At 54.9% G+C, this 14,132-nt stretch carries 14 protein-coding genes; 2 read left to right on the top strand and 12 right to left on the bottom strand.

Going from position 1 to position 14,132, the window contains the following annotated elements; translation table 11 throughout:
* Window positions 1-587: 587 nt before the first annotated feature.
* Genes bioD through bioB form a run of 4 tightly spaced genes read right to left on the bottom strand, consistent with a single transcriptional unit; the run spans window position 588 to window position 4,212 of the window.
* Window positions 588-1,286: a dethiobiotin synthase gene (bioD, locus tag E4Z61_RS00860; protein ID WP_135321108.1), complete on the bottom strand. Its 699-nt coding sequence runs from the start codon at window positions 1,284-1,286 to the stop codon at window positions 588-590.
* Entirely contained in the window at window positions 1,279-2,034 is a 756-nt protein-coding gene (gene bioC / locus E4Z61_RS00855; RefSeq protein WP_135321107.1) for a malonyl-ACP O-methyltransferase BioC, read from the bottom strand. The genes bioD and bioC overlap by 8 nt, the downstream gene beginning before the upstream one ends.
* Window positions 2,021-3,175, bottom strand: coding sequence for an 8-amino-7-oxononanoate synthase (gene bioF, locus E4Z61_RS00850; protein ID WP_135321106.1), 1,155 nt, complete (start codon window positions 3,173-3,175; stop codon window positions 2,021-2,023). The genes bioC and bioF overlap by 14 nt, the downstream gene beginning before the upstream one ends.
* Window positions 3,172-4,212 carry a biotin synthase BioB gene (bioB, locus tag E4Z61_RS00845; protein ID WP_135321105.1) on the bottom strand — a complete coding sequence of 347 codons (1,041 nt, stop codon included), beginning with the start codon at window positions 4,210-4,212 and terminating at the stop codon, window positions 3,172-3,174. Before bioB ends, bioF begins: the two co-directional genes overlap by 4 nt.
* Window positions 4,213-4,288: 76 nt before the next feature.
* Here bioB and bioA point away from each other — a divergent pair, with 76 nt between their 5' ends.
* Both bioA and E4Z61_RS00835 read left to right on the top strand, forming a co-directional pair.
* Entirely contained in the window at window positions 4,289-5,578 is a 1,290-nt protein-coding gene (gene bioA / locus E4Z61_RS00840; protein ID WP_135321104.1) for an adenosylmethionine--8-amino-7-oxononanoate transaminase, read from the top strand.
* Window positions 5,579-5,635: 57 nt separating this feature from the next.
* On the top strand, window positions 5,636-6,112 hold the full coding sequence (locus E4Z61_RS00835) for a kinase inhibitor (protein WP_135321103.1): 477 nt from the start codon (window positions 5,636-5,638) through the stop codon (window positions 6,110-6,112).
* A 38-nt stretch (window positions 6,113-6,150) separates the two neighbouring features.
* On the opposite strand, the gene purF is transcribed toward E4Z61_RS00835, so the two are convergent.
* The 8 genes from purF to E4Z61_RS00795 form a co-directional block, all read right to left on the bottom strand.
* The gene (gene purF, locus E4Z61_RS00830) at window positions 6,151-7,668 is read right to left on the bottom strand and encodes an amidophosphoribosyltransferase (protein WP_135321102.1); all 1,518 of its coding nucleotides are present in this window, start codon (window positions 7,666-7,668) and stop codon (window positions 6,151-6,153) included.
* A 33-nt stretch (window positions 7,669-7,701) separates the two neighbouring features.
* Window positions 7,702-8,190, bottom strand: coding sequence for a colicin V production protein (gene cvpA, locus E4Z61_RS00825; protein ID WP_096756345.1), 489 nt, complete (start codon window positions 8,188-8,190; stop codon window positions 7,702-7,704).
* A gap of 247 nt (window positions 8,191-8,437) precedes the next feature.
* Window positions 8,438-9,106, bottom strand: coding sequence for a cell division protein DedD (gene dedD / locus E4Z61_RS00820; RefSeq protein ID WP_135321101.1), 669 nt, complete (start codon window positions 9,104-9,106; stop codon window positions 8,438-8,440).
* Complete coding sequence (gene folC / locus E4Z61_RS00815) at window positions 9,096-10,364, bottom strand: bifunctional tetrahydrofolate synthase/dihydrofolate synthase (RefSeq protein WP_135321100.1); 1,269 nt, start codon at window positions 10,362-10,364, stop codon at window positions 9,096-9,098. Before folC ends, dedD begins: the two co-directional genes overlap by 11 nt.
* Before the next feature lie 192 nt (window positions 10,365-10,556).
* Entirely contained in the window at window positions 10,557-11,471 is a 915-nt protein-coding gene (accD, locus tag E4Z61_RS00810; protein ID WP_135321099.1) for an acetyl-CoA carboxylase, carboxyltransferase subunit beta, read from the bottom strand.
* Window positions 11,472-11,620: 149 nt separating this feature from the next.
* Window positions 11,621-12,280: a DedA family protein gene (locus E4Z61_RS00805; RefSeq protein WP_135321098.1), complete on the bottom strand. Its 660-nt coding sequence runs from the start codon at window positions 12,278-12,280 to the stop codon at window positions 11,621-11,623.
* A gap of 24 nt (window positions 12,281-12,304) precedes the next feature.
* The gene (gene truA / locus E4Z61_RS00800) at window positions 12,305-13,117 is read right to left on the bottom strand and encodes a tRNA pseudouridine(38-40) synthase TruA (protein ID WP_135321097.1); all 813 of its coding nucleotides are present in this window, start codon (window positions 13,115-13,117) and stop codon (window positions 12,305-12,307) included.
* Window positions 13,117-14,130: an aspartate-semialdehyde dehydrogenase gene (locus tag E4Z61_RS00795; protein ID WP_135321096.1), complete on the bottom strand. Its 1,014-nt coding sequence runs from the start codon at window positions 14,128-14,130 to the stop codon at window positions 13,117-13,119. Before E4Z61_RS00795 ends, truA begins: the two co-directional genes overlap by 1 nt.
* Window positions 14,131-14,132 lie beyond the last annotated feature (2 nt).

The raw sequence follows: 14,132 nt of genomic DNA, 5'->3' as shown, positions 1-14,132 counted from the left end.
AGGTGTCTAATTTTACTCGCAGCAGTAGATTTTGCCAGTAAAATATACTGGATGAAAAAACAGTAACGCACCACAATATTTCTGTTACGCCCCCTGAAACCCCATCGCGGCAGGCTGAAATTTCACCACGGGCAAGATAAAACACCAGCAAAAATGTGTTATCCCCAGACCTATGACTTTTTTAACATTTGTCAAGCCAGGAGATGAAAGTTTTATGGCAACGGATGACACTTCCACGACAGGCATTGCTTTTATCTAACAATATGTAATTCAATAACTATTTTCCCAAGACGTCTTTCGCAGCAATTTAGTCGCAGGCCGCGTCTTCTCTCGCTTACATAGTGTTTTCTAACTCTAATACACAAGGTTATCCACAGGAATGGTGGATAACTGTCTCTAGCCCACGCTGACTGCCGCCTGGCGGAAACGTATCGATGTCCTTTTTTGGTCGAATAAAAAAAAATTATCGCTAAATTTTGATATTTATCAGCTAACGAAGCAGGCTGTAACAGCCGAGATCCTGCTCGCATTTTCATCATTTATTTGCCTGTCCCAATGTGTTGAAAAGGACAGGCCGTTCCCATTTGTCAACAACAGGATGGTGCCAGAGACAAAACGCTCAGATCGATATATTGCCCGGTCGATGCCTGCTCCGGTACCTCTGACAGCCACGGGATCTCTCCCAGTAGCGGTGCAGGAAGTGCGCGCGTCAGCGTCGCCATATATTCAGCGTGACGCTTCCCTGGCGGGGTCACGTCATTGGCAACCCAACCGACCAGCGGCAACCCCGCCTGGCTTATCGCCTGTGCTGTGAGGAGGGCATGGTTGATACAGCCAAGCTTCACGCCAACCACCAGAATTACCGGCAACTGTTCTGTTTGCACCCAATCAGAAAAGCTCAGCGTCGGCGAAAGCGGGGTAAACCATCCTCCCGCACCTTCCACCAGCACCCAGTCGGCCTGTTCCTCCAGGGTACGCAAACCGGCAGATATTACCGGTGCCAGAATCGGCCGCCCTTCATCGGCGCTGATAATATGCGGTGACGTGGGTTCGGCGAAGGTATAGGGATTGATGGCCGCATAGTCCAGAGCCAGCGTGCTGTTGCGTTGCAACGCCAGGGCATCGCTGTTACGCAAACCGTCAACCGTCATTTCACTACCCGACGCAACCGGCTTATAGCCAACGGTCCGGTAGCCCAGTTTCCCTGCCGCCTGCAGCAGCGCGCAGCTGGCGATGGTTTTACCGACTTCGGTGTCGGTCCCGGTGACAAAAAACGTTTTAGCCACGTTGAATCACTCCCAAAAAAAGATGATACGTCAGCGGGTATTTCCCCTGCTGCTGGGGCCAGGCTAACTGTAACTGGTGCAGCTGTGAGCGGGTCAGCACGCGCTGCTCGCGTCCTTCATGCAAATGCGTCGCGCCAATGCCTTTAAGCGAACGCATGGCGCTCAGCGCGTCGTCAAACCACAGCGTGACGGCTTGCATCTGATATTCAACGTCCCAGCCACGCAGGGCGTTTTCCAGCTGTTCCACAGATAAAAAACGGTTGGCGTGCATCCGGTCATCCACCGCCTGCCATGCCTGACGTAGTTCCGGCATCGAGCCGTGTGCCAACGTGCTAAATGCCACTCTCCCACCAGGGCGCACAACCCGGTAAAGCTCGCTTAACGCGCCACGTAAATCGCTGCACCACTGCACGGCCAGATTGCTCCAGGCCAGGTCAAAGGTGGCGGTAGCCTGCGGAATGGCTTCGATATCCGCCAGCAGGTAATAGTGGGCAACGTTGTGCCGCTGCGCTTCAGTGAGCATTTGCGACGAAAGATCCAGGGCGCTGACCTCGCTCCCCAGCTCCCGCCAGTAGCGACTCATACGTCCCGGCCCACAGCCCGCATCCAGCACGCGGGCGTACTGGCGACCATCCAGCCGCGCCAATAACGCATCGGCGCTCTGGCGCTGTAATTCGGCGTGTTTTTCATAGTGGGACGCGGCACGTCCGAACGCTGCGGCAATGGCTTGCTTATCAACCTGCGCCATGTAGCACCTCCAGCAAGCGGTCGATATCCTGGGGTTCATGCGCCTGGGTTAGCGTGAGACGCAGCCTGGCAGTGCCAACCGGCACAGTAGGTGGACGAATTGCCGTCACCCAGCAGCCCCGATCACGTAACCTCTGCGCCAGTTGCAACGCTTTAGCGTTATCGCCAACGATCAGCGGCTGAATGGCGCTATTTGAATTCGCCAGCACTAAATCAGGGGTCGTCATACCGGCGCGAAAACGCTGGATAAGCATCGCCAGTTTTTCTCGGCGCTCGTCTCCTTCACGGCTACGGATCACCGCCAGCGCGGCGCGTAATGCCTGGGCCTGCGCCGGAGGCATACTGGTGCTGTAAATCAGATGACGGGCAAACTGCAGCAGATATTCAGCCACGCTGTCAGAGCAGAGAATTGCCGCGCCGCTGACGCCAAATCCTTTCCCGAAGGTCACCACCAGCAGTTCGGGCTTGACCTGCTGGTGCCAGCACGAACCACGCCCTTCCTCACCGGTCACGCCAATACCGTGGGCATCATCCACCAACAGCCACGCATCCTGGCGTTGCGCCTCGGCGTGAATTTCCGCCAGCGGCGCGCTGTCGCCGTCCATGCTGAATACACCTTCGGTCACCACCAGCTGCTGCCCCGGACAGGGGGCTGCCAGCAGACGGGTCAGATGCAGCGGATCGTTATGGATAAAGCGGCGCAGCGTGGCCGGACTCAGGCTGGCGGCCTCCAGCAGCGAAGCGTGGCTGAGTCGGTCGGCAACGATCCTGTCATCTTTTCCCATCAGCGCAGCAATGACCGCCTGATTGGCGGCAAAACCGGAGATAAACAGCAACGCGCGGGAATAGCCCAGCCATTGCGCTAACTCATCTTCCAGCGCCTGATGCGCAATGGAATAACCGCTGACATGACCTGAGCCGCCGCTGCCGACGCCAAACCGTTCCGCCCCCTGCTGCCACGCACACACAATCTGCGGATGGTGGCTTAAGCCGAGGTAATCATTACTGGAGAAATTCAGATACTGGCGACCGTCGGCCTGCAGCCAACGACCGGCTCCCTGCGTCACCGCATAACGCCGACGCAGGGCATCGGCAGAACGACGCGCAGACAACGCATCGTCAATTTTTTGCTGCCAGGTCATACGGTTGCCGCGTTGTAGTAATCGTCAGTATCCGGGGTGCGCAGGACCTGTTCCAGGCGCTGTTGCTGCTCGTTATCGCCCGCCAGCACTGCCGTTTGCTGTGGATTCAGGCCCAGCTTGCGGAACAGCAGCAGATCTTTATCTTCGTTCGGGTTCGGCGTAGTCAGCAGTTTGCAGCCGTAGAAAATCGAGTTGGCCCCGGCCATAAAGCACATTGCCTGGGTCTGTTCGTTCATCTGTTCGCGACCTGCAGACAGGCGCACGTACGAGGTCGGCATCATGATACGTGCCACGGCGATGGTGCGGATAAAATCAAACGCATCCACATCGTCGTTATCCGCGAGCGGCGTGCCCTTCACCTTCACCAGCATGTTGATGGGGACGCTTTCCGGCGGGGTGGGCAGGTTCGCCAGTTGCAGCAGTAAACCCGCACGGTCGGTGACCGTTTCACCTAAACCGACGATGCCGCCAGAGCAGACTTTAATCCCCGCTTCACGCACTTTATCCAGCGTATCCAGGCGCTCCTGGTACGAACGGGTGGTAATGATATTGCCGTAGAACTCCGGCGAGGTATCGAGGTTGTGGTTGTAGTAGTCCAGACCCGCGCTGGCCAGACGCTGCGCCTGCGTTTCATCCAGCGTACCCAGCGTCATACAGGCTTCCAGTCCCAGTTCTTTCACCCCCTGCACCATTTGTTCCAGGTAAGGCATATCGCGCTCGTGTGGATTTTTCCACGCCGCGCCCATGCAGAACCGAGTTGAACCGGCCTGCTTTGCCTTACGCGCAGAGTCCAGCACTTGCTCAACTTCCATTAAGCGCTCGGTTTCCAGACCGGTTTTATAGCGGGAACTTTGTGGGCAGTATTTGCAGTCTTCCGGACAAGCACCGGTTTTAATCGACAGCAGCGTACTGACTTGTACCTGCTGCGGGTCGAAGTGCTGACGGTGGATCTGCTGCGCTTCAAACAGCAGATCCAGTAGTGGTTTTTCAAATAATTCTGTGACTTGCGACATTGTCCAGCGAGAAGAATGAGCCATATTGGTATACGTTTCGTTGTGAGTTTGGTGTAGACTCGTAAACCTAAATCTTTTTAATTTGGTTTACAAGTCGATTATGACAACGGACGATCTTGCCTTTGACCAACGCCATATCTGGCACCCTTACACCTCCATGACCTCCCCGCTGCCGGTGTATCCGGTGGCGCGCGCCGAAGGTTGTGAGCTGATTTTAGCCAGCGGTGAGAGACTGATTGACGGGATGTCGTCCTGGTGGGCCGCTATCCACGGCTACAATCACCCGCACTTGAACGCCGCGATGAAAACGCAAATCGACGCCATGTCGCACGTGATGTTTGGCGGCATTACCCATGCACCGGCCATTGCGCTGTGCCGCCAACTGGTGGCCATGACGCCAGACGCACTGGAATGCGTTTTCCTCGCGGACTCAGGCTCTGTTGCCGTGGAAGTGGCGATGAAAATGTCGCTGCAGTACTGGCAGGCAAAAGGTGAGTCTCGCCAGCGTTTCCTGACGTTTCGTAACGGCTATCACGGCGATACCTTCGGCGCGATGTCGGTCTGCGATCCCGACAACTCAATGCACAGCCTGTGGAAGGGTTATCTGCCGGAAAACCTGTTTGCACCCGCCCCGCAAAGCCGGATGGGCGGCGAGTGGGACGAACTGGATATGGTGCCATTTGCCCGCCTGATGGCCGCGCATCGCCACGAGATTGCGGCGGTGATCCTCGAACCAATTGTGCAGGGCGCTGGCGGCATGCGCATGTACCATCCTGAGTGGTTAAAGCGCATCCGTAAGATGTGCGACCGTGAAGGAATTTTGCTGATTGCCGATGAAATCGCCACCGGTTTTGGTCGCACGGGTAAGCTGTTTGCCTGTGAACACGCCGACATCACGCCGGATATTTTGTGCCTCGGCAAAGCGTTGACCGGTGGAACTATGACCCTTTCCGCCACCCTGACCACCCGCCAGGTGGCGGAAACCATCAGCAACGGTGAAGCAGGTTGCTTTATGCACGGCCCGACTTTTATGGGCAACCCACTGGCCTGTGCCGTCGCCTCTGCCAGTTTGTCCTTGCTGGAATCGGGCGAGTGGCGCTCACAGGTGGCGGCTATCGAAGCGCAACTACACCGCGAACTGGCACCGGCGGCGGATTCCGCGTATGTCGCTGACGTCCGCGTGCTTGGTGCCATCGGCGTGATAGAAACCACGCATCCGGTAAATATGGCCGCGTTGCAGAAGTTCTTTGTCGAACAAGGCGTCTGGATCAGGCCGTTTGGTAAGCTGATCTACATGATGCCGCCATATATTATCCAGCCCGAACAACTACGCCGCCTGACCCAGGCCGTGAACGACGCCGTGAGCGAAGCAACATTTTTTAGCGATTAATCGGCGGTAAACTGCGAGTTTTCTGGCTACACTTTTTGGCTAACGAGAGGAGTCGGCATGAAACTAATCAGTAACGATCTGCGCGATGGGGACAAACTCCCACATCGCCACGTGTTTAACGGCATGGGATATGACGGGGACAATATTTCCCCGCACCTGGCGTGGGACGATGTCCCCGCAGGGACCAAAAGTTTTGTCGTAACCTGTTACGATCCTGATGCGCCAACCGGCTCCGGCTGGTGGCACTGGGTGGTGGTTAACCTGCCCGCAGATACTAGGGTTTTACCACAAGGGTACGGCTCCGGGCTGGTTGCGCTGCCGGAAGGCGTGCTGCAAACACGCACGGATTTTGGTAAAGCAGGCTACGGCGGTGCGGCACCACCAAAAGGGGAAACGCATCGCTATATCTTTACGGTTCACGCGCTGGATGTGGAGCGTCTTGATGTCGATGAAGGCGCCAGCGGAGCGATGGTCGGATTTAATGTCCATTTCCACTCGCTCGCCAGCGCGTCAATTACCGCGATGTTCAGTTAATCTCTGTGCCGGATAAGCGCCATCCGGTATTTACTCGATTAACCTTCGTTGTGCATCTCGAGGTTTTCCGCTTCATTCTGACGCAATACCGCTTTGGCGTCGTCATTACGCAGGGAATCAAGGAAGTCGAGATACTGCTGGTCAACGTCTTTGGTGACGTACACGCCGTTAAACACTGAACATTCAAACTGCTGAATTTCCGGGTTCTCAGCGCGAACGGCTTCGATCAGATCGTTCAGATCCTGGAAGATGAGGCCGTCAGCACCAATGATTTGGCGGATCTCATCAACTTCGCGGCCATGAGCAATCAGCTCCGTCGCCGTCGGCATATCAATGCCGTAAACGTTCGGGAAGCGGATTTCCGGCGCAGCGGAAGCCAGATACACCTTCTTCGCTCCGGCCTCACGCGCCATCTCGATAATCTGTTCTGAGGTGGTCCCGCGCACGATGGAGTCGTCTACCAGCAGCACGTTCTTATCGCGGAATTCCGCACGGTTGGCATTCAGCTTACGGCGCACGGATTTACGACGCAGTTGCTGGCCCGGCATGATAAAGGTACGGCCCACATAGCGGTTTTTCACAAAACCCTGGCGGTACGGTTTGTCGAGAATACGGGCGATTTCCAGCGCGATATCGCACGAGGTTTCCGGGATGGGGATCACCACGTCGATGTCCAAATCTTCCCACTCACGGGCAATTTTTTCGCCAAGCTTAGTGCCCATATTCACCCGGGCGCTGTAGACGGAAATTTTGTCGATGAAGGAGTCAGGACGCGCAAAGTAAACATACTCGAACAGGCACGGATTGCTGACCGGATTATCCGCACACTGGCGGGTAAACAAGTTACCTTTTTCGGTGATATAGACCGCTTCACCCGGCGCAACATCGCGCAGGAATTCGAAGCCCAGCGTGTCCAGCGCCACGCTCTCGGAGGCCACCATATATTCGGTACGGCCATCGCCGATATCGCGTTTGCCTAACACCAGCGGGCGGATGCCGTTCGGATCGCGGAAAGCAACCATACCGTGGCCGATAATCATCGCCACGCAGGCATAAGCACCACGGATCTGGCGATTGGTTGCCGCAATAGCAGCAAAAATATTGTCCGCTTCCAGCGGGTAATGGCGGAAGTTATCCAGCTCGCTGGCAAAAATATTCAGCAGGATTTCTGAATCGGAAGTGGTGTTGATGTGACGGCGCTTTTCTTCAAACAGCTTTTTACGCAGCTCATGAGCGTTGGTCAGATTGCCGTTGTGGGCAAGCGTGATACCGTACGGTGAGTTGACGTAAAAAGGTTGAGCTTCGGAGGCGCTGGAGCTGCCAGCCGTTGGGTAACGCACATGACCGATGCCCATGTTGCCCTGCAAACGCTGCATATGGCGAGCTTCAAAAATGTCGCTCACCATTCCGTTCGCTTTTCGCAAGCGGAAGCAGTTGTTGGCATCAATGGTGATGATGCCAGCGGCATCCTGGCCACGATGCTGGAGCACCGTTAACGCGTCATAAATCGACTGGTTTACCGGCATAACACCGGCGATACCGACAATACCGCACATACGTCTTTTCCTCGTTCAGCAACGACCCAAAATTTATACTTTGGGCAAGAAACTTGACGAGCTTTGCAGATAGTCAAAGAACCATCTGATGATGAAACTGAATTGCGGGATCAGCTGAGATTTACTCCAGTCTTCACTTTTCGACACACCGGTAAACGTATCGAGAAAGAACAGTATGGCGGCGACGATCAACGCTCCACGCAGAGCACCGAAGCAGATCCCCAACACCCTGTCGGTACCCGACAGACCTGTTTTCTCCACCAGTTGGCCTATCACAAAGTTAACGATAGCGCCGACGATAAGCGTCGCGATAAACAGTATCGCGATAGCAATCCCATTTCGAACCAGTTCGTCTTCAAAGCCCGTAAACCAGACAGACAGGTAAGTGTAGTAATGGCTGGCGACAAAGAAAGCACAACCCCAAGTCACCAACGATAATGCTTCACGAACAAAGCCACGGATCAGGCTAACCAGACAGGAAAAACCAATCACCGCGATAATGGCGTAATCAATCCAGACCATATGTGTCCCACGATTTTACGCCCTGTCGTCCTGTTCGGGGCGCATTCTAACAGAAAAAGAAAACGTTTGCGTAGGGATTTCCTTTCCACGCGTAAATAAAAATGGCGCTGAAAAAATCTTCAACGCCATCTGACTTTTTGCCTCTTCGGGCACTACCGGATGGCGGTGTAAACACCCTTTCCGGCCTACAAAAAGCGATACCCCAGGCATGATAAGACGCGCGGCATCGCCATCTGGCAACCCTAACTTAGTTCGGGCTGTAACCCATCACGACCCCACTCAAGCCGGAGATCTTCTGCAGTTCGCCAAGCGAGTTTTTCAACTTATCTCTGGAGGCGTCAGGCCCAACGAGAATACGGGTTATTTTACCCTGTACTGGCGTTGACGGGGAAGTAAATACCCGGAAGCCAGCACCGCGAAGTTTACCCACGATCTCATTGACCTTATCCGCATTTTTTAGCGCACCGAGTTGCACAACATACGCTTTACCGGTCGGGGCCGGGGCTTCTTCGACGACCGGTTTCGGTGCCGATGTAGGTGCCGGCGTCGGCGCAGGTGTAGCAACAACAGGCTGCGGCTTCGGTTTAGGTTTCGGCGGTTCAACAGGTGCAGGTATAGGATCGAATTCAGCACTGTTTGCCGTCGACATGCGCGACGGATCCAACGACGGCGCAGCGGCATCACCCGCACGCACCTCTTCTGCTGCACCTTCCGGCGGTTGCGTCGGCAGCGCCTGTGTTGCCGCAGGCATCATATCCGGCTCATCACGGTCGCCGGGTTTAGGCACCAACGGAATAGCCGCGAACTCATCCTGATAATGTTTTTTCTGCCCGTCAAGCAGCCCGGGAAGCACAATCACCCCGAGCGCAACCAGCACAATCGTGCCGACTAATCGATTCTGAAACTTACTCGCCACCGCTTCTCCCCACGTCTATCACTTCCATGACATGTGCGACAGTGTGAAACGATCCACACACCAACACGGTATCTTCTGGTTTAGCCTCAGCCAGCGCTGCAAACCATGCCTGCGCCACGCTGTCATACGCTTCACCGTTGCCCAGGTGCTCCAGAAGTTGTTCTGCTGTCGCGCCACGCGGCCCCTCCAGGGGCGCACAATACCATGCGTTGACCACGCTTTTCAGCCAGGCCAACGTACCGGCAATGTCTTTATCATGTAGCATACCGATAACCGCAAAGACGCGCCCGTTTTTCACTAACTTTTTCAGACGTCCGGTCAGATATTCTGCTGCATGAGGATTATGTGCGACATCAAAAATAACGCGCGGCGACTCGCTCACAATCTGGAAACGCCCCGGTAAAATTGCCCGCTCAATCCCCTCACGGATCGCCTGCTCGCTAACGTTAAGCCCGCTGGCTCGCAGCGCGGCCAGCGCAGTGGCGGCGTTAGGCTGCGGAACCTGAGGTAACGGCAGATGTGTCAGCGTACCGTTACCGTCCGTAAAGGACCAGTCACCGTCCGTAACAGCATAGCGCCAGTCGACGCCACAGCGCTGCAAAATCGCCCCGGTCTCTTGTGCCACATCGGCAATGGTGTAAGGCATCTCCGGTTCACCGACGATAGCCGGTTTTTCTGCACGGAAGATCCCGGCTTTCTCACGACCAATGCTTTCGCGATCCGGCCCCAGCCAGTCAGTATGATCAAGCGCAATACTGGTGACTACGGCAACATCAGCATCGACAATATTGGTAGCATCAAGACGCCCGCCCAGGCCGACTTCCAGAATCACCACATCAAGCTGAGCCTGTTCAAATAACCACAGCGCCGACAGCGTACCGTATTCAAAATAGGTCAGGGAAATGTCGCCGCGCGCGGCTTCAATCTCGGCAAACGAGGCAGTATGCGCAGATTCCGGCAGTTCACGTCCCTGCACGCGCACGCGCTCCGTGTAGCGCACCAAATGGGGAGAACTGTACACCCCGACTTTATATCCCGCCGCTGTCAGTACGGATTCCAGTGTACGGCAGGTCGTGCCCTTGCCGTTAGTGCCCGCCACCGTGAAAACAAACGGCGCGGGTTTCAGCACGCCCAGTTTGCCCGCGACCTGGCTTACGCGTTCAAGGCCGAGATCGATGGTTTTACTGTGCAGATTTTCCAGATAAGAAAGCCACGACGCCAGGGGCGACGCGGCTTGGGGAATACGTTTATTGTCCATGATGCCTGTAGATTCGTTACGTTGAGAAAAGCAAAAGGGCAGCGCCTGTGGCCCTGCCCTTTTTTACCCGTCGTCTTTCAAGTTGCAGGAACGTTGGCTGCATTCGCTCACCCGAATCACTTACCTGCGTAAGCTCATCGGGATTCACTCTCTTGCCGCCTTCCTGCAACTCGAAATCCATAGAGTAAATTATCAGGCCTCTGCTTCCTGATCGGGTACCGGTGGTACCACTACGCCTTCACTCGGCTCATCCGGATTCGGAGCAGGCAGATTCATCAGCTTCGCCAGAACGCTTGCCAGTTTCAGGCGCATTTCCGGACGGCGGACGATCATATCGATAGCGCCTTTTTCAATCAGGAATTCACTGCGCTGGAATCCCGGCGGCAGTTTTTCACGTACGGTTTGCTCGATAACGCGCGGACCCGCAAAGCCGATCAGTGCTTTCGGTTCAGCAATGTTGAGATCGCCCAGCATCGCAAAGCTTGCTGAAACACCGCCCATAGTTGGGTCGGTCAGTACAGAAATATACGGTAAACCGCGTTCCTGCATTTTTGCCAACGCAGCAGAGGTTTTAGCCATCTGCATCAGCGACATCAGCGCTTCCTGCATACGCGCCCCGCCAGAAGCGGAGAAGCAGATCAGCGGGCAGTTGTCTTCCAGCGCCTGCTCAACGGCACGGACAAAACGTGCGCCAACCACTGAACCCATGGAGCCGCCCATAAACGCGAACTCAAATGCGGCTGCAACGACCGGCATCCCATGAAGCGTGCCTTTCATTACCACCAGCGCATCTTTTTCACCGGTTTCTTTCTGCGCAGAAGCCAGTCTGTCTTTGTACTTCTTGGAGTCACGGAACTTCAGCACGTCTTTCGGCTCAAGCTCGCTTCCCAGTTCCACAAGAGAACCTTCATCTAACAGGCTATGCAGGCGATTGCGCGCCGACATGCGCATATGATGGTCACACTTCGGACAGACCTCAAGATTACGTTCCAGCTCAGCACGGTATAATACCTGACCGCAGCTATCACACTTGGTCCACACCCCTTCAGGAATGCTTGCCTTGCGGGTGGGAGTAATGTTGCTTTTAATTCGTTCAATCCAGCTCATTGGTGACCTTTCTGCCTGAACCTTAGTCAGCTTTGTTATAAGGGGCGCATAATGCCAGTTTTGCCCCCAACAGACCATGAATGTTGCACATTAAAACATAACAGCCCGAAACTTTGGATAAAAAAGTGGTCGAACCGCTGAGTTACTTTCTATTTTTGCGCCCTGGATGCCGCACGTTTGTGGCGAATGATTTCGATAACGCCAGGCAATACGGAGAGCACGATAATCGCCACAATCAATAACTTCAGGTTTTCCTGCACCACTGGCAGGTCGCCAAACAGATAACCCGCATAAGTGAACAGTAATACCCACAACAGCGCGCCCACCACGTTATACATCGCAAAATGACGGTAGGACATGTGCCCCATACCGGCAACAAACGGTGCAAATGTACGCACAATCGGAACAAAACGCGCCAAAATAATGGTTTTACCACCATGACGCTCATAGAACGCATGGGTTTTATCCAAGTAGCTGCGACGAAAAATTTTCGAGTTTGGATTGCTGAACAGTCTTTCGCCAAACACCCGACCGATAGTGTAGTTCACCGCATCGCCCACAATTGCCGCCACGATCATTAACGCCACCATCAGATGAACATTAAGATCGTTGGTTGGCAGTGCGGAAAGCGCGCCTGCGACAAACAACAGCGAGTCTCCCGGCAGGAATGGTGTGACCACCAGCCCGGTTTCACAGAACAAGATCAAAAACAGAATGGCGTATACCCAAACACCGTATTCCGCGACCAACTCTGCCAGGTGCACATCAATGTGCAGGATAAAATCGATAAGAAAGTAAATCAGGTCCATAGTTTTGCCTTTATACGACTCAAATTAGTCCGCCAGAAATAGCGGGCCCATCGGCGGTTTTGGCAGGTCGAACCGATCCGGATAATCTACCGCAACCAGATACAATCCTTCCGCTTTCGCCGTTGCCGCTGCCAGCGTTCTGTCCTTCGCCGCTAACAGTTCTGCTATCCAGCTCTCCGGCTGGTTGTTGGCACCCACTTCCATCAGGCTGCCGACAATATTCCTGACCATATGATGTACAAAGGCATTCGCTTTAATATCAACCACCACATAAGGGCCATGACGCGTCACGTTAATGTGCATCACGTTACGCCACGGTGTACGCGACTGGCACTGCATTGCCCGAAACGAGGTAAAATCATTCTCTCCAATCAGACATTGAGCCGCGCGATGCATACGTTCGGCATCCAGCGGCTCATAGTAATGCGTCACGCCTTTACCCAGAACCGCAGGGCGCAACCGATGATTGTAGATGATGTAGCGGTAACGGCGAGCCGTTGCGCTAAACCGTGCATGAAAATCATCCGGTACCGCTTTCACCCAGCGCACGGCAATGTCATCCGGTAAATTGGCATTTACCCCTAGCGTCCACGCGGCGTCTTTACGTTGCGCGGTCGTTTCAAAATGCACGACCTGCCCTGTGCCATGAACACCCGCATCGGTGCGTCCCGCACAAAAGACATTGATACGTTCATTGGCGACCTGAGAGAGCGCTTTTTCCAGCTTTTCCTGAACGCTACGAACCTCGTTCTGGCGCTGCCAGCCATAATATTTGCTGCCATCGTACTCAATACCCAGCGCAATTTTATGGACGGGCAGTTGTTGCAGGTCAGACATTAGTACATATACTCCTGCACCAGTTTTTCAGCGATTTTCACCGCCATCAACGCGCCGCCAAAACGCACGTTGTCTGCTACAGACCAAAACTGTACCTGCTCCGGCATACCGTAATCATTGTGCACGCAGCCAACCGAAAGATGTGGACTACCAGACGCATCGCGGACCTGGGTCGGGAAATCCGTCGTTTCTGACAACACAATGTCTTCGCCACGCTCAAACGCGTCGCGTGCTTCTTCGGCCGCCAGCGGACGTAATGCTTCAAAACTCACCATCTGCGCATGACCGTAAAACACCGGCGATTGCACGATGCTCGCGGAGATCATCAGCCCTTCGTCCTGCATAATTTTACGCACTTCATCAACAATACGACGCTCTTCACGCACGCTGCCTTCGCGGTCCGGCAGCAACGGCAGCATGTTGAACGCCAACTGGCGGCCAAAGAAATCGTCGTCATCAATCGGAATACCGTTGAGCAGCTTCGCACTCTGCCCTGCCAGCGCATCAACCGCTTTTTTACCGTGGGCGGAAGCCGAAAGTATATTGGTCACCGTGATACGAGAAAGTCCGCCATCGTCAATCAGCGGTTTCAGCGCCGACAGCAGTTGACTGGTCAGACTGCCAGGGACCGCAATCACGTTGCGGTTGCGGTAATCCGCCAGAACGAACGGATTCACGTCAGGTACCACCAGCGGGACGTCCGGCTCAAGAGCAAACAGACCGCTGCTGTCAATCACCAGGCAGCCCGCATTGGTTGCTTCTTCTACCCACGCCGCGGTTGCTTCAACGCCCGCGACAAAAAATGCCAGCTGCGCCTGCGTCCAGTCAAAATCAGCGACATCCTGGACGATTATCGATTTACCGTTAAAACGCAGGCGCTCACCCGCGCTTTCGTTACGAGCCAGCGCATAAATCTCACCGACCGGGAACTGGCGTTCCGCCAGCGTTTCGAGCAGGGCTTCGCCTACGGCGCCCGTTGCGCCCAGAATGGCAATATTCCAGCCTTCAGACATGG

It is taken from the genome of Citrobacter tructae (assembly GCF_004684345.1).
Lineage (GTDB): Bacteria > Pseudomonadota > Gammaproteobacteria > Enterobacterales > Enterobacteriaceae > Citrobacter > Citrobacter tructae.
This window is presented reverse-complemented; position numbering and strand designations above follow the sequence as displayed.